Origin of the sequence: uncultured Helicobacter sp. (assembly GCF_937906905.1) — a bacterium.
Lineage (GTDB): Bacteria > Campylobacterota > Campylobacteria > Campylobacterales > Helicobacteraceae > Helicobacter_B.
The window spans coordinates 31,629-53,486 of the sequence record NZ_CALERY010000034.1 but is presented as its reverse complement, the minus strand read 5'-3'; the positions used below and the strand labels follow the sequence as shown (position 1 = coordinate 53,486).

Annotated in this window: 22 protein-coding genes and 4 tRNA genes; 14 read left to right on the top strand and 12 right to left on the bottom strand. The window is 45.8% G+C overall.

The window, feature by feature from the left end; translation table 11 throughout:
* Positions 1–9: 9 nt before the first annotated feature.
* The 9 genes from Q0171_RS08220 to Q0171_RS08180 are packed head-to-tail and all read right to left on the bottom strand — an operon-like array spanning position 10 to position 9,960.
* Entirely contained in the window at positions 10–810 is an 801-nt protein-coding gene (locus tag Q0171_RS08220) for a hypothetical protein (RefSeq protein WP_299328850.1), read from the bottom strand.
* A gap of 5 nt (positions 811–815) precedes the next feature.
* On the bottom strand, positions 816–2,189 hold the full coding sequence (locus Q0171_RS08215; RefSeq protein ID WP_299328847.1) for an ATP-dependent nuclease subunit B: 1,374 nt from the start codon (positions 2,187–2,189) through the stop codon (positions 816–818).
* The gene (locus tag Q0171_RS08210) at positions 2,186–2,605 is read right to left on the bottom strand and encodes a YkgJ family cysteine cluster protein (protein ID WP_299328844.1); all 420 of its coding nucleotides are present in this window, start codon (positions 2,603–2,605) and stop codon (positions 2,186–2,188) included. Before Q0171_RS08210 ends, Q0171_RS08215 begins: the two co-directional genes overlap by 4 nt.
* Positions 2,606–2,613: 8 nt before the next feature.
* Positions 2,614–4,476: a 1-deoxy-D-xylulose-5-phosphate synthase gene (dxs, locus tag Q0171_RS08205; RefSeq protein ID WP_299328842.1), complete on the bottom strand. Its 1,863-nt coding sequence runs from the start codon at positions 4,474–4,476 to the stop codon at positions 2,614–2,616.
* Between the two features lie 8 nt (positions 4,477–4,484).
* The gene (fliH, locus tag Q0171_RS08200) at positions 4,485–5,279 is read right to left on the bottom strand and encodes a flagellar assembly protein FliH (RefSeq protein WP_299328840.1); all 795 of its coding nucleotides are present in this window, start codon (positions 5,277–5,279) and stop codon (positions 4,485–4,487) included.
* Positions 5,266–6,300, bottom strand: a complete 1,035-nt coding sequence (gene fliG, locus Q0171_RS08195; RefSeq protein WP_299328838.1) for a flagellar motor switch protein FliG — start codon at positions 6,298–6,300, stop codon at positions 5,266–5,268. The genes fliH and fliG overlap by 14 nt, the downstream gene beginning before the upstream one ends.
* Before the next feature lie 9 nt (positions 6,301–6,309).
* Positions 6,310–7,998 (bottom strand): flagellar basal-body MS-ring/collar protein FliF, encoded by a 1,689-nt coding sequence (gene fliF / locus Q0171_RS08190; RefSeq protein ID WP_299328836.1) that lies wholly within the window; start codon positions 7,996–7,998, stop codon positions 6,310–6,312.
* Positions 7,999–8,047: 49 nt separating this feature from the next.
* Positions 8,048–9,160, bottom strand: coding sequence for a histidinol-phosphate transaminase (hisC, locus tag Q0171_RS08185; RefSeq protein WP_299328833.1), 1,113 nt, complete (start codon positions 9,158–9,160; stop codon positions 8,048–8,050).
* Positions 9,161–9,210: 50 nt separating this feature from the next.
* Positions 9,211–9,960: a hypothetical protein gene (locus Q0171_RS08180; protein ID WP_299328830.1), complete on the bottom strand. Its 750-nt coding sequence runs from the start codon at positions 9,958–9,960 to the stop codon at positions 9,211–9,213.
* A 252-nt stretch (positions 9,961–10,212) separates the two neighbouring features.
* On the opposite strand from Q0171_RS08180, the gene Q0171_RS08175 reads away from it, so the two are divergent.
* The 4 genes from Q0171_RS08175 to xseA all read left to right on the top strand — a co-directional run bounded on the left by Q0171_RS08175 (position 10,213) and on the right by xseA (position 13,649).
* Positions 10,213–10,461 (top strand): hypothetical protein, encoded by a 249-nt coding sequence (locus Q0171_RS08175; protein ID WP_299328827.1) that lies wholly within the window; start codon positions 10,213–10,215, stop codon positions 10,459–10,461.
* Positions 10,462–10,621: 160 nt separating this feature from the next.
* On the top strand, positions 10,622–11,164 hold the full coding sequence (gene pgsA, locus Q0171_RS08170; protein ID WP_299328938.1) for a CDP-diacylglycerol--glycerol-3-phosphate 3-phosphatidyltransferase: 543 nt from the start codon (positions 10,622–10,624) through the stop codon (positions 11,162–11,164).
* Positions 11,164–12,339: an RIP metalloprotease RseP gene (gene rseP / locus Q0171_RS08165; protein ID WP_299328824.1), complete on the top strand. Its 1,176-nt coding sequence runs from the start codon at positions 11,164–11,166 to the stop codon at positions 12,337–12,339. Before pgsA ends, rseP begins: the two co-directional genes overlap by 1 nt.
* Positions 12,340–12,362: 23 nt before the next feature.
* Entirely contained in the window at positions 12,363–13,649 is a 1,287-nt protein-coding gene (gene xseA / locus Q0171_RS08160) for an exodeoxyribonuclease VII large subunit (protein WP_299328823.1), read from the top strand.
* A 161-nt stretch (positions 13,650–13,810) separates the two neighbouring features.
* On the opposite strand, the gene ppk2 is transcribed toward xseA, so the two are convergent.
* A complete protein-coding gene (gene ppk2 / locus Q0171_RS08155) occupies positions 13,811–14,659 on the bottom strand; it encodes a polyphosphate kinase 2 (RefSeq protein WP_299328820.1) in 849 nt (282 codons plus the stop codon).
* 153 nt (positions 14,660–14,812) lie between these two features.
* Between ppk2 and Q0171_RS08150 the strand changes: the two genes are divergently transcribed.
* The 5 genes from Q0171_RS08150 to Q0171_RS08130 all read left to right on the top strand — a co-directional run bounded on the left by Q0171_RS08150 (position 14,813) and on the right by Q0171_RS08130 (position 16,043).
* Entirely contained in the window at positions 14,813–15,616 is an 804-nt protein-coding gene (locus tag Q0171_RS08150) for a CinA family protein (protein WP_299328818.1), read from the top strand.
* A gap of 40 nt (positions 15,617–15,656) precedes the next feature.
* A tRNA-Lys gene (locus Q0171_RS08145) sits at positions 15,657–15,732 on the top strand.
* Between the two features lie 13 nt (positions 15,733–15,745).
* Positions 15,746–15,820, top strand: a tRNA-Glu gene (locus Q0171_RS08140).
* Positions 15,821–15,853: 33 nt separating this feature from the next.
* A tRNA-Val gene (locus Q0171_RS08135) sits at positions 15,854–15,929 on the top strand.
* Positions 15,930–15,966: 37 nt separating this feature from the next.
* Positions 15,967–16,043, top strand: a tRNA-Asp gene (locus Q0171_RS08130).
* A gap of 125 nt (positions 16,044–16,168) precedes the next feature.
* Here Q0171_RS08130 and Q0171_RS08125 read toward each other — a convergent pair.
* Positions 16,169–16,576, bottom strand: coding sequence for a helix-turn-helix transcriptional regulator (locus tag Q0171_RS08125; protein WP_299328815.1), 408 nt, complete (start codon positions 16,574–16,576; stop codon positions 16,169–16,171).
* A 144-nt stretch (positions 16,577–16,720) separates the two neighbouring features.
* On the opposite strand from Q0171_RS08125, the gene Q0171_RS08120 reads away from it, so the two are divergent.
* The 3 genes from Q0171_RS08120 to Q0171_RS08110 are packed head-to-tail and all read left to right on the top strand — an operon-like array spanning position 16,721 to position 18,522.
* Positions 16,721–16,996: a DUF6150 family protein gene (locus Q0171_RS08120; protein WP_299328813.1), complete on the top strand. Its 276-nt coding sequence runs from the start codon at positions 16,721–16,723 to the stop codon at positions 16,994–16,996.
* A 4-nt stretch (positions 16,997–17,000) separates the two neighbouring features.
* On the top strand, positions 17,001–17,699 hold the full coding sequence (locus Q0171_RS08115; RefSeq protein ID WP_299328811.1) for an ion transporter: 699 nt from the start codon (positions 17,001–17,003) through the stop codon (positions 17,697–17,699).
* The gene (locus tag Q0171_RS08110) at positions 17,692–18,522 is read left to right on the top strand and encodes a hypothetical protein (protein WP_299328809.1); all 831 of its coding nucleotides are present in this window, start codon (positions 17,692–17,694) and stop codon (positions 18,520–18,522) included. Before Q0171_RS08115 ends, Q0171_RS08110 begins: the two co-directional genes overlap by 8 nt.
* Before the next feature lie 35 nt (positions 18,523–18,557).
* Here Q0171_RS08110 and Q0171_RS08105 read toward each other — a convergent pair whose 3' ends face one another.
* A complete protein-coding gene (locus Q0171_RS08105) occupies positions 18,558–19,694 on the bottom strand; it encodes a GDP-L-fucose synthase (protein WP_299328806.1) in 1,137 nt (378 codons plus the stop codon).
* Between the two features lie 134 nt (positions 19,695–19,828).
* Between Q0171_RS08105 and Q0171_RS08100 the strand changes: the two genes are divergently transcribed.
* Together Q0171_RS08100 and Q0171_RS08095 are read left to right on the top strand one after the other, a co-directional pair.
* On the top strand, positions 19,829–21,256 hold the full coding sequence (locus Q0171_RS08100) for a M23 family metallopeptidase (RefSeq protein ID WP_299328803.1): 1,428 nt from the start codon (positions 19,829–19,831) through the stop codon (positions 21,254–21,256).
* Positions 21,257–21,853, top strand: a complete 597-nt coding sequence (locus Q0171_RS08095; protein WP_299328800.1) for a septum site-determining protein MinC — start codon at positions 21,257–21,259, stop codon at positions 21,851–21,853.
* Positions 21,854–21,858: the final 5 nt, after the last annotated feature.

The following is a 21,858-nucleotide window of genomic DNA, read 5'->3' as shown; positions in this document are numbered from 1 at the left end:
AAATCACCCCTACATCGACACGCAGGTAAAATCTGGCACACGGCTAGAGCGTGATTTGGAGCCTGGCATAGCAGAATCCAGCGCGCTAGAATCCGCCCCTCTAGATTCTAAGACAAGCTTGGCTAGACATTTTTGCCTAGGGATCAGCGTAGCTACTTCATCATATATCGACTCCACGACTGCCAGCCCCTCACTCCTTGCCATAATTGCACGCTTAATGTCCTTTGGACTCTCTATGAATGCAAAGGACATGAGATTTAGCCTAAATGCAAAATCTAGCAAAGCTTTAGCATTTTTAGGCAGGTGATTAAGCATGATTGCATCTGCGCCATACACGAGTGCCTGGAGCATCTGGTAAGGATTGATGAAATAGTCCCTAAGCACGATGAGTGCGTTTGTATAATGGCGCAAATACCCCACACACTCTAGCCCCTCGCCACTTGGGCGCGCCAACTCATCGCGTGCGAGATCTAGCACGATAAGCGCGGGCTGCTTGGCGACAATCCCCTCTAGTGCCTCAAATCCAAAACCTCGCACCATGACTGCAGGCATATTGACACTTGTAGAATCTAAGCTAGGAAACATCTCCTTAAAGCGTGGTGGGTAGGGATTATAGGAGAGTGAGCGCCCCAGCAAATCAAAAGGCGCTATCTCCTGCTCTCGTGCGAGATTCTGCTCCAAATGTGCAAAAAACTCGCTAGTAGCGCGCGTGCTACTAGCGCTATGATCGCGCGCTAGAGCAGAATCTAGCCCGCCAGAATCCAATGCTTTTAAATCTAATTGCCCAGAATCTAAGGAAGTCAAATCCATATCATCTACTCTTTTGTGCTTTTTGGTGTGGGGTTTTTAGGTGCTGGGCTTGGCAGAGATTCTTTAGCGGATTTGGCAGGATTCTGGCACACCCCTAGGATTTGATACTGATGTGCGCGCAGCTCCTCTTCTCTCTCCACCTGATCTTTTGGGATTTGGGCAAACGCCTTAAGCGCGTTTTCACAATCCCCAAGCTTGTAATACCCCCACGCCAGCGAGTCGATATAAGCAATAGCATAAGGCTCAATCACTAGAGCCTTTTTGACATACTCTACACCACGCTTAATATTAAGCTCATAATCAATCAACAAATAGCCATAAAAGTTATAAAAAAACGCATCTTGAAACACATCTCTCTGGAAAGAATCTTGCGATGTAGGCTTTTTCTTAGATTCTAAAGCTTCTTTTTGAAGAAGTGTAATGGCTTTGTCTAGCTTTTTGGCGATTGCTTGGGCGTCTGCTCGGGTGGGCTGGGAAAGCGCATTAAAACTATAAATCGCCTCTAGAGCGAGAAATCGAGGATTACCACTTTGCGTATAAATATGAGTGGCTTCTTTTTGGGCTTTGACAAAATCGCCCTGCATGACATACAAATCAAGCAGTAATCCCTTATCAAATGGAAATGCCTTAGCCACACCCTGGGCTTCTTGGTAGTCCTTAAGCACGATTAACACGCGCATGAAATTCGTCGCATTTGGGATTGTGGGGTTGGTTTTGTAGATTTCTTCAAAGACATTTTTTGCCATGTCAAGCCCCTGCAAATCCTCATAAAACCGCAAACTCTCCTCGCAAAACGCCCCCTCGCAGCCAACTTCAAGCAAATGCCCTGAAAGCGTAGCTAAGGCTTCCTGGTGCTTTTGCTGAAATGCCAAACACATGAACAGCTTTTTTAGCAGCTCTGTATTGCGATTTTCTGCATAGAGCGCAGCGTAAAGCCCCTGGGCTTTGGCGGCTTGCTGGTTTAGCATATACATATTGGCGAGCACTTCAGTGATTTCTGGCGTGGGCTCTTGCTTATACACGCGCTCAAGCACCTGCAAGGCTTTTGTGATTTGCCCTTGCTTGGCATAGCTATCAGCCAGAATCTTATTCACCACGCTATCGTCGCGATCGCCACTTAGCTTGATATATAGCTCGGCTAGCCGCTGGGCGGCTTCTAAGTCGCCTTTACCCATCGCTGCTTGAGCTGCAAGCCTAGCGTAGTAGGGCTCGTGCGTCTCATCAAAGAGCACGATAAACTCATCAAATGAGCTTGCAAAATCCCTATGATATAGGCTATCTGCCCCACGCAGCATGGCAGCGTCCTCGCCACTATGCGCCCAGAGCATAGCAGAGCATAGCATTACGCAAGAAGCCATACGAAAGAGTGCCCCTCTCATGGGTGCGCCTTGTTTGGTGGCTCTGCTTTGTTTTCACAGCGCACAACACCCGGGCAAAGTGCGCAAAGCTCCGCAAGCTGCTCTCTTGCCCTAAGTCCCTCCCAAAATGGAAACTCCCTGCACTGCGCTGGGCGAGTGGCATAAATCCCGCACTGCTTTTTTGCGGTGTCAAAAAACACGCACGCAAAGCCATCTTCATAAGGCTTTTCAATCAGTGAAAAGCGATAGCCCACCTTTTTCACATAGCGCAAGACAAAGTCCTCAAACCCCACCCCTAAAAATGTGGCGATAGATTCTGCTTCTTTGAGCGTGAGAAAGATATAGCCACTCTCGCCCACGCAGCACCGCCCTCCGCAGCTCCCACAAGCAGAGCTATCAAAGCTAAACTCAAAGCCCTCTTTATGCTCTATACTCATAGCCGCGCCTATGGAGTGATATTGTGGGATTTAAGCTTGATAAGCACGCGCTCAAGCAACGCCTGCTCGCTAAGCCCCACCGAGTGCTCGACACTCTTTGTATCGCCGTGCGGGACAAAAGTGGATTCTAGCTCAAGGCTATAAAGTGGCAGCAGCACCTCCCACGCGCTTGCCTGCTCCAATATCGCGCTACCCACGCCGCCATCTCTATAACTATCGCTAAAGACAAAGGCGATTGTATGACTGCGCAAAGTGGATTCTAGCTCTTGTGGTAGCGGCTTGCAAAAACGCAGATCAATAAGACTAGGAGCAAAGCCCAAATCACACAAAGCGCGATAGACTTTATCCGCCCTGCCCACGCCATTGCCATAGCCAATAAGCGCGATTTGCCTGCCCTGCTGCAAAACTTCTAGCTCACCTAGCACAAATTCCCTTGCTTTATAGCTACCTTCTTCTAGGCAGAAGGCATTGCGCGGATAGCGGTAGGCACAAGGCGCGCTAGAGAAGTTGTAGGCAAACTCTATGGCGAGCTTAAGCGTAGCATTATCACGCGGAGCGAAAAGCACAAGCCCCGGAATCATACGCAAATACGCAATATCAAAAAGCCCTTGATGTGTCTCGCCATCTTCGCCTACAATCCCAGCCCTATCAATGCTAAAGCGCACCGGCAGCCCCATAATCCCCACATCGTGGATAATTTGATCAAAGGCACGCTGCAAAAATGTCGAGTAAATACTCACAAAGGGGATAAAGCCCTCCTTTGCCATCGCCGCCATAGAGGTTACACTATGCTGCTCGGCAATGCCTGTGTCCCAGAATCGATTAGGATAAGTGTCAATTAGCTCGCCTAGCCCCGTGCCTCCGGGCATCGCTGCTGTAACGCCTACAACTCTTGCATCATCTTTAGCAAGTTTTGCTAGTGTGGTAGCATACACCTGCGTGGGCGTGGGCTTTGGGCTGGGCTTTTTGAGTGCCTGCCCTGTTTGGAGATCAAACGCCCCTACCCCGTGCCACTTCTCATAAGGACCCTCAGCAATCTCATAGCCCTTGCCCTTAATCGTTTGTGTATGCACAATCACTGGTCGCCCCAAATCCTGCGCCCTTTTAAAGCAAAAGATGAGATCACTAAGACTATGTCCATCAACTGGACCGATGTAGTCAATCCCCATTTCTTCAAACAAAATCCCGGGGGTGATAAGCTTTAGCGACTCTTCAAAGCGTTTGGCGAGATAAGTCGCAGAATCTGGCATTTTCTCTAGCCATTTTTTTGTGAAATTGCGAAACGATTGATACATTGGGTGGGAGATGATTTGCGATAAATGCTTAGAAATCGCGCCTATGGGCTTGGCGATACTCATTTCATTATCATTCAAAATAATAAGCATAGGGTATTTTCTATCGCCTAGCTCATTTAACGCCTCATACACAAGCCCAGCACTCATACTCCCATCGCCAATCAGCACAATGGGCATTGCTTTTTCACCGCGTAAAGCCATAGCCTTTGCCGCGCCCACACCTAGTGAAATCGAAGTCGAGCTATGCCCGGCGACAAAATAGTCCGCGCTTGACTCCCTAGGAGCGCAGAATCCACTCACCCCCCCAAACTTCCGCAAGCTCGCAAACTCATCATACCGCCCTGTTAGGAGCTTATGCGCATAGGCTTGGTGGGAGACATCAAAGATAAAGGGGGATTTTGTGTAGTCAAAGACATAGTGCATAGCCACGATTAGCTCCACTGCGCCAAGTGTCGAGCTCAAATGCCCACCATTTTGGCTCACAACCTCTAAAATTCTAGCGCGAATATCAGCGCATAGCTTCTCTAGCTCTGCTAAATCCATTTGCTTTATGGGTTTTTGGGGGAAAACTGCCATACAACGCCCTAGTCTTTCAAATTATCCAAAACGCTTTGTTTTAAAGTTTTATAGCGATTGGTGATAGTGCCATCGATGATCCCACCGCCATTTGCGATAATCACACCACCTTTGGTGATAGCATTATCCGCTTCTATTTTTAGCTTGGGGTGATCTTTTAGCTCTTGGGTTAGAGTGTGGTAGTCAAGCGGATTGACGCGGATTTGCACATCAGTGGCATCGGCGATTGAGCCTAGCAGCTCCTTTGCCAAGGCTAATGCCACAGCCGCGCTATCTTTCTCCACTTCTTTTGCGATCACCTCTCTTGCAATATCCACAGCAATGGCACTTAGCTCTTTCTCTAGCTCGCGCAAATGCGTCTGGGAAGCTTGCATAGCTTTGTCAAGATTGATAGCAGATTCTACAAGGGCGGCGCGCTCCTTTTGCACATCAGTCTCTAGGGCTTGGCGTGTTTTTTCTTCACCTTCTTTTAGCCCATCTTTGTAGGCGTCATTGCGTGCAGTATTGACCCTCTCCTCCATTTCAAGCTGCTGCTTTTCAAACTGGATTTGCAGCTTTGCAAGCGAGCTCGAGAGCTCATCGGTTTTTTGCAGCAGCTTTTCTATCAGCTCTTTTTCTATACTATCTTCTCCAATGCTCTGTGCTGCTGGGGGCAAGCTGGGGGCTTGAGCGGATTCTGGGGCTTTGGGCTTAGAATCCACTTCATCTGTCACAATAGGGCGGAACTCATACTTGCTGATTCTATGCTTTTCAATATGATTTTTGGTGATGAGACTATCTTCTGAAAAATTACTCAACGACATCCTCCTCTTCGCCTACTTGGATAAGCCCCTGCTCTGAAAGTGTCTGCACCGCTTCTACGATCTTGCGCTGGGCAGCTTCGACATCGCGCATACGCACCGCGCCCAAGAACTGCATTTCTTCAATGAATTGCTCACTAGCCCTGGTGCTCATTTGATCAAGGAATTTTTGCTTCAAGCTGTCATTGGCAGCTTTTAATGCCATTGTAAGGTCTTTTTTATCCGCGACTTTGAGAATCTCTCTAATAGCATTTTTATCAAGATTGACAATATCTTCAAAGGTAAACATCATCTCTTTAATCTCATTTGCTAGCTGCTCATCGATTTGCTCGATATAAGAAAGCGTGGATTTGGCAGCCTTTTGCCCAAGGCGGTTAAACATCTCCGCAACTGCCCTTGGACCGCCCACTTCGACTTTGTAGCTCGTTAAGGATTCTAGCTTGTTTTCTAGCACGGTGGAGACGCGCTTGACGACATTTGGTGAAATATCGCCGAGATTTGCCATACGGATAGCGATTTCTGCGCGCATATTATCATCGCTAAAATGCCCCAAGGTCTCTGCCGCACTGCTTGCGTCCATATGCGCAAGGATAAGCGCGATAGTTTGGGGGTGCTCATTGACGATAAAATCTGCAAGCTGTTGCGGGCGGATTTTACTAAGATAGGCGAAGTTTTTGGCAGATTGCATAGTTTTGGCAAGCTTGTCCAAAATCCGCTTGGCTTCTTCTGGTCCAAGAGCTTTATTAAGTAGCTCCCTAGCATAGTCAAGCCCACCGCTGTTGATGTATTGATTAGACTGAAAAATCGCATAAAACTCTTCTAGCACCGCACCGCCGATGGCTTTGTCCGTGCCTTTTAGCTGCATAATTTGCTTGGAAACTTCGGTAATCCCATCGATATCAAGGTTTTTGAAAATCTCGCTGGTAAGCTCCTCGCCTACTTGGATTAGCAAAATAGCGATTTTCTCCGACATTGAGAGCTCATCATATTGTGCTCTTTGGCGTTGATTTAGCTGCAAACTCATCAAATCCTCCTAGCTAGACTTCTCTAAGCCGATTTCATCGTGGATAAGCTTTTGGAATAGAGAGGCGATTTCCTCTGGTTTCTCCTGAATGGCAGCTTTGATTTTTTCAAGCAGCACTTCGTATTTCACCTCATCTTCACTAAATCCACCCCCACTAATGCCAAGCTGCTCTTCAACTCGTTTGCGAAGCTCGCCAAAGCGCGAGCTCGCTTCATCATCGTCATCATCAACCTCAAAGAGCGATTCAATCTTATCGTCTTCTGCATCTTGGACTTCAAGCATACGCTCTGCAAATGGCGCGATGACTTTTTTGTAAAAGATGAAGATGATAATGGCGATGATGACATATTTAAGCAGTGGGACATACTGCATCATGAAGCTTGTGGCTCTCTCGACAAATGTCTTTGGCACTTTGATCGCTTCGCCTTTGGAGAAATCCCAGTCAGACACAGTTACAGAATCCCCGCGCTTTTCATCAAAGCCTATGGCATTTTTGACAAGATTTTCAAGCTTGGCAAGCTCCTCTGGTGTAAAAGGCACATATTCTGAACTCTCTTGTCCATCATCACCCACCACCAACTTGTGCCCACCATTAACAAGCACGGAAGCCGTGAGGCGCAGCGGCTTACCCATAGCATGCTTAGTTGTGATTGTTTCAGTACCAATCTCGTTATTAGCGATATTTTCTGTCGTGCGTTCTTTGATTTGCCCATTATCAGAATCTAGATTCTGCACAGGACCGACATTACTCTCCACACCCGGAATCCCACCAATCCGCTTCTCGCCTGGACCCTGCTTCTCCTGCTCGAAATCTTTTGTTGAGCGCGGGACAACTTGGGCAGGATCGAATGTCTGCTTGACAGATTCTTGCTGATTCCAGTCGTATTGGAGATTGACGATTGCAACAACTTTGTTGGAACCTCCAGCACGCGGAGAGAGCAGGCGCACAATATTATCTGCGAGCTTTTGCTCATCGGCATGGACGATTGCCTGGCGCTGCTTAAGCACTTCATTGATTCCGGCAAGATCATTTTCCTCTCCAAGCGGAATCCCATTGCCATCAACAATTTTTACATTCTCTGGCGTGAGCTTTGGGATAGCAGCAGAAACGAGATTTTTAATCCCGGTAATTTGAAATGATGAAAGCGCACTGCCAGGCTTTAACTGCACCATAACAGCCGCTGTTGGCGGGATACTTGTGGAGACAAAGAGCGATTCTTTAGGGTTGGCAATCTGCACATTTGCTTTAAAAATCGGCTCCAAAGCTTCTATTGTGCGCGTAAGCTCGCCTTCCGTGGCGCGCAAGAATTTGACTTGCTGAGTGAAATCCGTCTCGGCGATATTATTGATATCAAAAACCTCAAAGCCCACTTTAGAGGTCTTAGGTATGCCTTGAGCTGCTAGCGCGATACGCTCTTCTGCCACGCGCTCACTGGGGATTTCTATCACATCACTACGCGGGATTCTGTAAGGGATTTGGTTGTCTTTTAAATACTGAAGAATTAGGGCATTATCCGAGGAATCCATGCCCTCAAACAGCACACCATAGGAATTTTGCACCTGCTTATTAGAAAAAACAAGCAAAAATACAAAAAACCCAATAAGCAGGATAATCGTTGCGGTGATGACGATTTTTTGCTTACCACTTAGGTTATTATAGATTTTAGTTATGCGTTCAAAAAGCGTTTTGGTATCCACTATTTGTATCCTTACAAAATTTTCCTATTACTACTTACTGCCATTCATGCTAGCTCGAGAATATCTCGCCAAGTGCGCATAGCACGCGATTATTTTGCTCCTGTGTGCCAATGGTTATGCGAAAGGCATTGATACCATAAGAAGCAAGATTGCGAATGATAATCCCCTCTCGCAAAAGTGTATCGCAAATCACAGAAGAATTATAAGGATTTGACAAAACAAAGGTGATGAAATTGGTATAAGATGGGATATAGCTAATCCCCCTAGATTCTGCAAACTCTTCATATCTGCGCATTTGGACAAAATTGCTCTCAATCGTGCGCTCCACAAACTCCATATCATCAAACACCTCACACGCTGCCACAAGGCTAAGCGTGGTGATATTGAAAGGTGCGCGAAGCTTATAAAGGGCTTGAATGATAGAAGCTTGCGCGATCCCATAGCCCACACGCATACCACCAAGCCCATATGCCTTAGAAAATGTCCCCAAATAAATCACATGCGAAAAGCGCGAAATAAGATCATGCGGGCAAATACGCTTGCTCGAATCTTTATATGCGGCAAATTCCTGATATGCACCATCAAGCACCACAAGCGTCTCGCCATCGCTCTCATGCCCTATGCGATCGATAAATTCATACACTTCATCGCGCCCTAGACACTCGCCCAGAGGGTTGTTTGGCACACAGAGAAACACCACATCAGGACGATGCTGGATAAAAAGCTCATAGAACTGGGCAAGATCGTGTGTTTGGCTAGGTGTTTTGATAACCTCTACGCCAATATGCTTGGCATAAATCTCATACATAGCAAATGTAACACCAGCGATGAGAATCTTGCTTCCCTTATGTGTTTTGGCATGCATACACAGCTCAATGATCTGGTCGCTCCCTGCACCAATAATACACTCTGTATCTTTAATGTGGTAATGCGCGCAAAGCCGCTCAATAAGCGCACGCATAGAATCATCTGGATAGAGATGAGCTTTGTGCGCATTGTCTTTAATCGCCTGCACCACGCGCGCAGAAGTGCCATAAGGATTTTCATTGCTCGCAAGCTTTATGATGTCCTGCTCGCGTAGCTCGAAGTTTCGCACAACTTCTTCAATAGGCTTACCCGCCTGGTATGTGGCAATACTGGCTAACTCTTCATTAAATCGCATAGGCTTACACTTGATTCCTTACTTTAGATTCTAGTCATTTCTTGCCCTGACTACTCGCATGCGATATTTACGCGAGCTCTAAGGCTAATAGGCTCACTCTGATCCAGCGGTAGGCTAATATCCTCTGGCGTGGTAAATCCCCCACTAGCCCTACGATTTGAAGCTAAAAACTGCGGCATTTCATGGCTCGAGACTAGGCGGCAGGATTTTTGTGTTTTCTCTGCATAAAATGCTACGCTAGAATCTATCTCGCCCAAAATCTCCCCGCGCAACGCGAGCGTGGCTTGCTTTATCTGCTCCTGGGTGATTGTGGGAGTAGGCGCGGAGATTTTGATCTTAAGCAATCCACTCTTAAGCGCGAGATAGTCAATTTCTTTTAGCATAGCTTTATATGCAGGCAGATTCTGGCTATATATTATGCAGCTAATATCGCTCTCTATGGCAAGAGCGGATTCTGTGCGCTTATGAAGCTTGGGGGTGGCTTTAATCTGGCAGAGATTGCCCTCTGTGCCACGCTCTTTACCAATGCGATCGGTGATTTTAGCAAGCACTGGGGTAAGCATAGATTCTGCGTTACTGGGATCGGATTCTACCTTTTTATATGGCTCGAAGCTTATTGCGCTTATGTAGCGCTCATAAGGGATTTGCATGGTGGCAGAGAGATCTAGTGTATATGTGGTGTTTAGACTCTCTGTGCGCAAAAGCGCCCTGATTTCTGGCATAAAAAACACAAAAATCCCACCACATGCAAAAATCAGCACACTAAACAGACAAATCAAAACATACTTAACCCAGCGCATTCCAGTCCTTTAAAGATATACAATAATGCCTGCATTATACCACTTAATCGCGCCAAATTTTGCCCACAAAAAGCAAAAAGCCACAAAAAGCCTAAGAATTAAGGGCGATTTTTGCTATACTTTCAGTTTATTTCACTACAATAATAGCAGCGCCAGGGGCTCCACACTAAAATAAGAGATTTCTTGAAGGATTGAGACTTTAGATGTGGAGCCTCACAGCATAAGCGCAAGAGGCTAAGTAAAGGATCACACATGGCAAAGCACGCAGTCCCTGATAGAATATTGAGAAAAATTTTTCAATCGCTACCAAATATCGATGAAAACCAGCTTAAAGCATTGCGCCCCTATGTCACGCAATGCACATACAAAAAGCTACGCAAGCTTTCGGGATTTATCAATCAAGATGTCATCAATGATTTGAAAAGGGAAACTCAATCACTCATGCAAATGGCAGCAGAGCTTACAAGCGACATCAGCTTTAGCAATCTTGTCGAAAAATAGCCACACAAGCATAGAGCAGGCGAGTCCAGCCCAGAATCTAGCAGCCAAAAAGTAGCCAGAGTAGCCTAGCCAACAAGAAGTCAAGAGACACAAAAGCGCAAGAGCTTGTCTCAAGTGAGCCTACGCCCAATATCATCAAAACAACACAAGCTAGACAATGATAAAAAAACTCCCAAATATTCTTACAATTACTCGCATCGCGCTTGCGGTGCTTTTGCTGTTTTTTCTCCTGCATAGCGATCTTGTCCTGCCTACTTGGGTGCATGTAAGCTGGGTTAATTACTTTGCTTGCTTGATTTTCTGTCTTGCGTCTTTGACAGATTTTTTCGATGGCTATATTGCGCGAAATTATGGAGTAGAATCCATATTTGGCGAAGTGTTTGACCCTCTAGCAGATAAAATGCTAATCCTTAGCGCATTTATCGGGCTTTTGATTCTAGAGCGTGCCAATGCATGGGCAGTGTTTATTATCCTAAGTCGCGAGTTTTTCATCACAGGTTTGCGCGTAGTAGTAGCCAGCTCTGGAAGGTCTGTGGCTGCAGGCTATCTTGGCAAATACAAAACAGGCTTTCAAATTGCGGCTATTGCATTTTTGCTCGCGGACTTTTTCCCTGGAGGCGAGGTGCTACTATGGATTGCGACATTTATGACATTCTACTCTGGCGTTGATTATAGTGTGCGATATTACAGAAGTATGAAATAATGGGACTTTTTAGCGCGTTTTTAGCTCTTTGCTTCTTAATATTTTTCCACGAGTTAGGGCATTTTTGCGCAGCCCGGATTATGGGCGTGAAAGTGGAGGTTTTTAGCATTGGCTTTGGGAAAAAAATTTTACACAAAACCATTGGTGGCACGCAATATGCCCTCTCGCTAATCCCCCTTGGCGGCTATGTCAAGCTAAAAGGGCAAGACGATCTCGACCCACTCAAACGCGACATCGCAGATGATAGTTACAGCAGTAAAAGTCCTTGGGCAAAAATCATTATCTTAAGTGCTGGTGTGGTATTTAATCTCTTGCTGGCATTTCTGCTCTACATTGCAGTAGCTAGTGCTGGGATCAAGGTTCTGCTGCCAGTCGTGGGCTCAGTGCAAGAAGACAGTCCAGCCCAGCGCGCTGGAATCTTACCGGGCGATCATATTGTGGGAGCTCGCGTTATAGATTCTGGGGATTCTAGCCTAGGCGTGCTGGATTTTGCTTCACCAGGAGAGCCTGCTTCATTGATAGAAATTCTCTCGTGGCAGGATTTGAGCGATATTATCTCACAAACACCCCAGCTAGATTCTAGCCCAGGATCTGGCGAGCTTTTTGCTCCACTTGCATTTGCGATTATGCGCATCACAGGTGATAAGACAACCAAACTCACACTTATCCTACGCCCAGAATCTAGTAGCCACCAAAATCTTTTTGGCGAGATGATACGCCAGCCTATGATTGGCATTAGCGCGCAAGGAGCTGTGGGAGAGATGCGGCTTAATTTCACACGCGCAGTGAAATTTGCCTATAAGGAGTTACTACGCTCCTCATTGCTGATATTTGAAAGTCTAAAAAAGCTTATTCTTGGCGTGATACCGCTTGATCAAGTCGGTGGTGTAGTAGGGATTGTTGATGTCATGGCAGAAGTCGCACCTAGTGGATTCTCGGCATTTGCTATGCTTATAGCGCTCATTTCTGTCAATCTAGCCGTAATAAATCTTCTGCCAATCCCAGCCCTTGATGGCGGACAAATCCTCTTTGTCTGCTATGAGGCGCTCATGCGAAAACCCATGAGCGATCGTGTGCTCTACGCCCTCACACTGCTTGGCTGGACACTCTTGCTAGGACTTATGGTGCTTGGAGTATATAATGATGTCTTGCGTATTGTTACAAGAAGCTTCTAACACATCAATCAAGAAGACAAACAATGAATAATCTTCAGCCCCTAAGTGTCAGCGCGCTTAATGCGCAAATAAAATCACTACTTGAGGCTACATTCCTGGAGGTATGCTTTGAAGGTGAGGTGAGCAACTTTACCCACCACCAAGCAAGTGGTCATCTCTACTTTAGTGTAAAAGATTCTACAAGCTCGATTCGCTGCGTGATGTTTAGAGGCAATGCACGCTCGCTTCATTGCATGCCAAGCAATGGCATGCATATCCTTGTGCGTGGTGCGTTAAGCGTGTATAGCGCTCGTGGAGAGTATCAAGTCATCTGCAAAAGCCTGCAAGAAGGAGGTATGGGCTCGCTGGCAGAGCGTTACGAGCAGCTTAAAGCCTCTCTAGAATCCAAAGGATTTTTTGCTAAAGAGCGCAAAAAGCCACTCCCGCCGTTTCCTCGCAAAATCGCCCTACTCACCTCGCTCTCTGGTGCAGCTTTGCAAGATATGAAAAAAGTCGCTGCCGCACGCTGGAGTCTCACTAAGCTTGTCGCTTTTGACACACTCACACAAGGCACGCAAGCAGGCGCACAAATCGCTCGCAACATCGCCTATGCTGATAGCTTTTTTGGCACAAAGGACGCCTTTGATATTATCGTCATAGGCAGAGGTGGGGGCAGCATGGAGGATTTATGGGGGTTTAATGAAGAAATTGTCGCGCAAGCGATTTTTAACGCACGCACGCCCATTGTCTCTGCTGTGGGGCATGAGATAGATTTTGTCATCAGCGATTTTGTCGCCGATTTGCGCGCACCTACACCATCGGCTTGTATGGAGATGATTTTGCCAGATAGGCAGGAGTGGCTCTTGCGCCTTGATGAAATTTCTGCCCAATATGCCCAAAACATGCAGCACACACTTTCTTACGCGCAAAGTCTCTGCACACAAATCGCCGAGCTCTATAAACACATAAGCCATGAAAGCAAACTTACACACGCAGGGGAGCAGATTCTACAGCTTCGCACGCTATTGGATTCTGCGCTTTATCACGAGCTGCGCCATAAAAGCGCAGCGCTAGAGGCGATAAATGCACGATACAGAGCGCTTCCACTCCTGCGCGAGAGGGAGCAGGAGCTTGAGCTGCTACACAAAGGACTACAAGCATTTGCTCCAAGTCGCTTGAAGCTAGAATCTGGGGCAGAGATACTACAAAACGGGCGCAAAACCCAGCTTAGCAAGCTGCGCAAGCATGATGAGATTGAACTCTGTGATGGCGAGTATCTCGTCAGTGCCAAAATTTTGGGGGTAGAACACCTAGAGACAGCAAGCTCTTAATGACCAAATCAAAGACCAAGATGTTTTTAGCCAATCGGGGCAGTATGATTTAAGCAAATCCAGCAAGCCCAGAATCAATGCAAATCCCGACAGCAGCCATTGCCCAGACTTTAGACTCTAAGTTTGCCCTAGAATCTAAAGGCGTGTCCTGTGACTAGAATCTAAACTTTTGGAGATTGTGAGTAGGGGTGGAGAATAGCTGGATTCGCAAGCAAGCACACAGAAGCCGGATCTTTGCCATCGTAGTCGATTTTGCTAAGTAGATCGCGTGCGATATTAAGGCGTGCTGCCTTTTTATCATTGGAATCCACGATAATCCATGGCGCATAGGGTGTATGCGTGCGTGAAAACATTTTCTCAAATACCGCTGTGTATTCGTCCCAGAGATCAAGCGACTTGGAATCGATTGGGCTTAGCTTCCACATGCGTAGCGGGTCAGTTTTTCGGCGCTTGATTCTGCGTTTTTGCTCCTCTTGCCCCACATCAAGGAAATATTTAAAAATCATCGTGCCACTGCTAATAAGCATTTGCTCGAGATTGCTTACTTGGTAGATAAATTGCCGATACTCCTCTTGCGTGCAAAACCCCATGACGCGCTCTACACCTGCGCGGTTATACCAGCTACGATCAAAAAACACAATCTCACCCCCACTTGGCAGCGTGCTGATGTAGCGAGTGAAATACCATTGTGTTTTCTCGATTTCTGTTGGCTTAGGAAGCGCAACTATGCGGAATCCACGCTGATTCAAATGCTCTGTGAGAGCCTTGATTGTCCCACCTTTACCAGCAGCATCTCGCCCCTCTAAGATAATGACAATCTTTTGATTAGTCTTTTTGACCCAGTTTTGGAGTTTGAGCAGCTCGACTTGGAGTTTTTCAATCTCTTTTAAATAGAACTCATCTTTAAGCCGTCCATTTTTCTTGTAAATATCTTTTGTGCGGGTTTTATCGGATTCTGGGCGGATTGTGATAGCCTTTTTCGTAGGCTTGGCGTCTTTTTTGTTTTGCATGTGTTGCTCCTTTGTGGGGTAAGGGATTATTATATGGGATTAAGTTAAAAGATACTTTAAAAGCTGTTTTTTCAAGCGATTTGGCTAGAATCTGGCACAAAAGCTGAATGTGCCAACCCCACTACCAAATCTCGTATCTTTAAAGGAGCAAAGGTGCAACAACAACTATCACAAAAATTAGCGTTCTTTCTTAATATGGATATGGATTCTGCTCGAATTTTATGTGCGGAGATGATTGCTCGATTTGGGCTAGTGTGGGAGGATAGAGGGGCATGTGCGCAAATTTGGGGCGAGCATGCCGAGCTAGAGCGATTTGAGCGCTGGGCATGTGGGTTTTTTGGCACTAATATAGGGTTTGGGCACACTCTGGAAGCTATAGCACTGGCTCGACTAGAAAATCTAGGGCTTAAACTCGCAACTGCGGAGAGCTGCACAGGCGGACTACTAAGCTATCGCTTCACTAGAATAAATGGCGCTTCTAGCGTATTTGTCGGCGGAGTGGTTAGTTATGCCAATGACATAAAGCGCGAGATGTTGGGTGTAAAGCCCGATGTGCTAGAGGATTTTGGCGCAGTGAGCGAGCCTGTTGTATCACAAATGCTCTCTGGCACGCTGGAGAGATTTGGCGCAGATGTGGCGCTAGCGAGCTCTGGAGTAGCAGGTCCAAGCGGTGGAAGTGAGCAAAAGCCCGTAGGGTGCGTGTTTCTAGGAGTGCAGGCACGCGGTAAGCTGCCGCTTATCGAGCGGCACTTTTTCCACGACAAAGTAAAAACCACTAAGGAAGCTAAGACAGAAGCTGGGCTTCTAAAGCAGCAAGAGCTTTTGGATTCTAGTATGGTTAGCGGAGATGGCACGCTATCATATCGACTTAGCACACGCGAATATATCCAGCTTCAAGCCAGCACCAAAGCCATAGAAATCCTTATAAAATATCTTGAATCTGGCTCCAACCCTTGACAAAGCGCGGCAAAAATCTTACAATCTCGCTTTTATTTTTGACCCGCTAGCTCAGCTGGTAGAGCAATTCCCTTTTAAGGAATGGGCCGTTGGTTCGAATCCAACGCGGGTCACCATTGATTAAGTAGTGGCCCCTTCATCTAGTGGTTAGGATACCACCCTTTCACGGTGGCTACAGGGGTTCAAATCCCCTAGGGGTCACCACTTTTTCTCTTCTTTTTGTTCTTGCGTTTTTTCGGTCGCTTAGCTCAGTTGGTAGAGCGCCACCCTTACAAGGTGGATGTCACAAGTTCGAGCCTTGTAGCGACCACCATTTATATTTGCTTTTGCAGATTCTACATATCTCCTTTGGAGCGGTAGTTCAGCTGGTTAGAATACCTGCCTGTCACGCAGGGGGTCGCGGGTTCGAGCCCCGTCCGCTCCGCCACTTCGCTATTCTTTTTGCTACTTGATTTTGATTGTATTCTCTCGCAAGCTATCTTGCTTTTATACATCATAAAATAACACACGAAACTGCAAAAATACATACGATATGGATTCTGTGCTAGATATTCATATCTTTTCTATAATGTGATTTAGCTCTATGGTTTTTGCTTTGTGATTGATAAGTGTCTTTTCAAGCGTTTCTAGGGACTTTGGGCTGATGTATTCTAGGAGTTCTACAATGTGGCTATATTTAGCGAGATTTGGGTCTTGTAAGCAGAATCTTTGAAGCATTTTGTGCGGTGAGCTTTGGGAGAAAAGCTCCTGCTCATACACGCCCAACGCATCAGCGATAAATGGAATCATATCTGCCTTTAGCTCGATATTGCCATTAAGATAGGCATAAATGCTAGAGATTGTGGGCGTCTCACCTGTTTTATTTGCACGCAAGCCTAAGTCTATAAGGCGATTGGCAAGCTCTTTTTTGCTTAGATTTTTTCGCTTTAGAATCTCATTTATGCGATCAATAACTTTCATTCTACTTTCTTCTACTCTTTGTTGGTTTATCAAAGATGTAGATTTTAGTCAGTAAATTATAGGTTTTATATATATAAATTATCGTTTATCAATAAAGCAGTTTCATACAATGCTAGCTCAAAATTTCATTGAAAAGGAGCTGTTATGGCAAAAATCTGTGTAGTAGCGGAAAATAGAGCAGAAGTAAAATGTTTCAAGGTAGATAAGGATTTTAAGGCAGATTTGCTTGTGTATGAGGTAGATAAAGACTTTAAAGCAAAGCACGATGGTTTGTGGTATTTTGTAGAAAAAGATTTTAACGCAACAACTACTATTGCTTGGGTAGATAAGGATTTCAAAGCCGATTTAAAAGTATTTTTTGTAGATAAAGACTTTAAAGCCAAATGGAAAAAGCCACATAAGCTTCAAAATAGACTTTAGCATTATGAATACTTTTATTCATTCTAGGCTGTTTCAAGGCTTAGTGCTTGGTGTTATCATTTTAGATTCTATAGTTTTGGGAGCATTGACATTTTCATTTTTGAAAAACAATTCTATTCTTATCGCTATTGATAGAATGTGTTTATTGTTTTTTTGCATTGAAATGTGTGTGAAAATCCTTGTGCTACGCAAAGAGTTTTTTCTCTCAAAATGGAATCTCTTTGATTTATGTATAGTGGTTTTATCTGTCTTACCGACGACAATCATAGGCAATATTGCTATCCTACGATTGTTTAGGGTGCTTAGAGCCGCGCGACTCTCTTCATCTGTGCCACAGCTTCGGTTTGTCATCGCAGTTATCACAAGGAGTATCCCCAGTGTTGTATCCATAGGTGTTTTGCTCTTGCTTGTGTATTATATCTATGCGGTGCTTGGCACACAGCTTTTTGCCACAGCTGCGCCAGAGTATTTTGGTGATTTGGGCAAGAGCTTTTTCACACTTTTTCAAGTGATGACAGGGGAGAGTTGGAGCGGAGCGATAGCACGACCTATTATGCGAATATATCCTTATGCGTGGATATATTTTATAAGCTATATGATCATTGTGAGTTTTATCGTGCTAAATATGGTCATAGGCGTGATTGTTGATAGTATTAGTGAGATAAAAGCTCAAAAACTAGAAAAGGAAAATAACAATGTATGACTACGACATAGACAAGCGATTTAGCGAGAAAAATGCGAGATGGTATGAATGCTACTTAGAAGACTCTCTCTACAAAAGCGATAGCGTAAGTGCGGGAGCAAATACAGGGAGTGGGGCTAAAGGCGGCAGGAAGCTAAAGGACTTTTACAACAAGCTTTGTCGGCATATTTTTGATATAAACCTTAACCTATGTGAGTGTGAGCAAATAGGAGACTTTCCTATCGTATATAATGAGCGTAGCAACTCTGCAGCTATCGCTATGGCACTCTCCCGCCTCACGCCTTATGTGATAAGCGAGTATGGGGTAGATTGCAGGGGTGTAAGCTTGGGGCAAGAGGGTGAAAAGCACAGGCGCACGATTGACTTCTGGTGTGCGATAGAGGATAATAGGTTTGATATATGGATAGAATCTAAGCATTTATGGCTTAATGTCGGCAAAAATACAAGGAAAGCAAGGTGGGAGTTTAGCAGCAGATGCATAAAGCGCATTAAAAAAGCCATTACACAAGTGCGCGATATAGGGCAGTTACAGCAAGCAGGAAAACTCGCGGATTATGATGACTTTAAACTCGCGCTTTTTTCTATCAATGTCTATTGTGCTAAAGAGCAAGCCCCGGATATGCAAGAGCTAGATTCTATTCCCTACGAAGTGGCAGAGATGATACAAAATGTCGCAAAGCAAATGGGTGCAAGCCCACAAGGTGTGCTATGCTCCGCCCTTGACTTACGCCCTAGTATTAACACGCCTAAGCAAAATGTCTATCATCTCTATGAGAAAGAATATCTCCCCTTTATCCTGCTTGGCGCAGTTGTGCTGCCCTAGCAAGCTTCCCTAGAATCGCCCTAGAATCTAGACTCCTACAAACGACAATAATGCTCATATACTCGCTTGATACCAGATTCTAGATCGATACTAGGCTTCCAGCCAAGCGCTATAATCTTGCTAGAGTCCATGAGCTTGCGTGGCGTGCCATCAGGCTTACTGACATCAAACTCCAGCTCCCCGTCAAACCCAACAATCTCACGGATATGCTCGGCTAGCTCGCGGATACTCACATCGCTACCATAGCCGATATTGATATGCGTATTGCGTATTTTTCTGGCTTCTTTAGCGCTTGGATCTTGCGCACCATAATCCGCACACCCATTAGAATCCCCGCCTGCTAGTGCAGGTTGCACCATATCTGCTAGCTCGCAAAAGTCGATATTTCGCAGCACATGCACACATGCTCGAGCCATATCCGCAGCGTGCAAAAACTCACGCCGCACATTCCCGCTCCCCCACACACGCACGCTCTTTGCGCTTATCCCATGTTTAGCCAAAAACCCCATGATAGATTCTGTATCAAGCTCTTGGCTAGTATCATAGCGACGCATATCACGCGCGATCCCATCTATATCGCCGCACTTTAAGAGCTTGGCTAGATGCATTTTGCGCAGCAGTGCGGGGAAAACATGAGAGTTTTCAAGATTGAAATTATCCTGCTCGCCATAGAGATTAGTAGGCATGACACTGATGAAGTTGCAGCCATACTGCAGCGCGAAGCTCTCGCAAAGCTTCATGCCAGCGATTTTAGCGATTGCATAAGGCTCGTTAGTGTATTCTAGCTCGCTAGTGAGCAGGGCAGATTCTACGATTGGCTGGGAGGCAAGCTTAGGGTAGATACATGAGCTTCCTAGGAAAAGCAGCTTTTTCACACCATGTTTGTAGGCATTGTATATCACAGCGTTTTGGATAGCGAGATTTTCGTAGAGAAAATCTGCTCGATAGGTGTTGTTGGCGTAGATTCCGCCGACTTTTGCCGCAGCTAGGATCACATACTCTGGACGCTCTTTAGCGAAAAATTTCTCCACTGCACCCATATCGCCTAAATCTAGCTCTGCATGCGTGCGCGTGATGAGATTGGCAAATCCCAGATTTTGTAGCTCCGCTGTGATTGCACTGCCCACAAGCCCTCTATGCCCCGCGACAAAAATCCTAGAATCCAACTGCATACACACTCCTTAAATCGCCACATTTGTGAAGCGCGCATTATAACAAAATCGCGCAAACTCGCAGAAGTTGTGTATAATACGCGCTTCTAAACCCCACAAAACAAATCATTACAGAATCTTGGGAGAGTTGCGCGATGGGCGGATCGAACTTGCTGCGGTTTTTGGTGGTAGTGGCGTTAGGGCTTTTTGGATTTTTTCTCTACACGCTAGATTTATTTACCAGCACACCCATTACCGCCCAAGCATACTTGCACCTAAGCCCCACCGAGCAAATCGCCATAAGCGACAAATCCGCCTGGAATCCAGATCGCAGAATCTCAATCGAAGTCCAAAGTCAAAGCAAGATCAAATCCTACAAGATCAAAGCCACCACAGGCGATGGGCTTGTCGTGCTAGAGCAAGAAGAAGTCGTTACCAACCGCCCAGAGAAGCTTAAAATATGGCTACCGCGCCCAGAGATCGATCTGCCTGATAACACAAAGCTACGCTATGAAGTAGCTATTACAGATTGGAGCAATGCGAATTTTTTCAGCGGTGCGACTTTGCTAAAGCAGCTAGATTTTATCATTAACGCCAAGCAGCCTACCATCACAATCCTTGCCCACTCGCCCAAAATCAGCTACGGCGGTAGCGCGCTAGTGGTCTTTAAAATCGATAGTGTAGATATCAAAGATATCCAAATCACCAATGGCAAAAACACTTTTATCCCATTCCCTTTTGTGCGTGAGGGCTATTATGCTGTGATTTTAGCCTGGCCCTTGGGCAACACAAACTTCAGTGGCAGAATCCAAGTTTCTGACACCGCGCTAAATACCAGACGCATTACTATTCCATTTATCAAAGACACTTCCCCGCGCTATCAAGCCTCCACGCTTAAATTGCACGAGCATTTTTTGCGCGAGAAAATGGATAGCTTAATTAGTGAGGTAAAGGCGATCCGCTATGAGCCTAAGCTTGATGAGCTAGATGATGATTTTGAAAAGTTTGTGTATATCAATGAGCAAGTGCGTTTAAAAGATGAGGAGATTATCGCACAAAGTGCGCACCAAGCCTGCTTGAGCGATGCGCAAAACACAAGCTTCCCTGTTGAGTGGAGTCCATTTATCCCGCTAAAGGGTTATAGCGTGGTGGGGCGATTTGGCGATAAGCGCACCTATATCAATGCGCAGGGCAAAACAAGTCAGTCTATCCACCTAGGGCTTGATGTCGCAAGCGTGAAAAACGACAAAATTATCATCGCCAATGATGGGCGTGTGATTTTAGAGCAAAAGCTAGGCGTGTATGGCAATACGATTATGGTTAGCCACGGATTTGGCGTAGCAAGTTTATATGCGCATTTGCAAGAATTTTTTGTAGGCAATGAGCAAGAAGTGCTTGCTGGCGATGTGGCTGGGCTTACAGGACAAAGTGGCTGGGCATTTGGCGATCACTTGCATTTTGGTATGCTTGTGCAAGGGCTCAATGTCCGCAATGTCGAGTGGCTGGATTCTCGGTGGATTAAGCACAATATCACCGATATTTTGGCACAAGCCAAATCACTCATCAATGCAGAAGCTAAGTAGATGAAAACACGACAACATCGCGCACAAATTCTAAGCTTTGAGAGTGGAGATAGCACGGAATGGCGCAGCTTTATTGAGAAAAATGCCATTTTACTGCGAAGCTTTCTCCTGCACTTTCCCACACCTATCGATACGGACTTGCAGGAGTTGTGCCGCTCTTTTGGGCTTTTATACACTATTGGCACTCTACCTAATAAGCCCAAGCTAGAATCTACACAAGCCCTAGATTCTATACTAGGCAAGCAGGAGAAGCAAGCCCCGCAGCCACTTCCGCAGCCAAGTAAGCAAGCTTGCACACTTATCCATAAGGTGCGCAGTGGAGAGGAGATCACGCTAGAAGATAATGCTGTGATTTTAGGCGATATAGCGCACGGAGCATATATTTATGCCAAGCATAGTCTTGTTGTCTTTGGGGATTGTGCTGGGGTGCTGCGCGTAGAAGGGGAGTTTTTTATCTTGCGCAATCTCACTTCTGGGCATATTATCTTTTGCGATGCTATCTTGCCAGAGCCTATTGTCGCTAAAATCAATGCCAGCAATCATTTAAAAATCATTATCAAAAATAGCGATACAATAGCGGTCCAAGAGATTATATAGGAAAA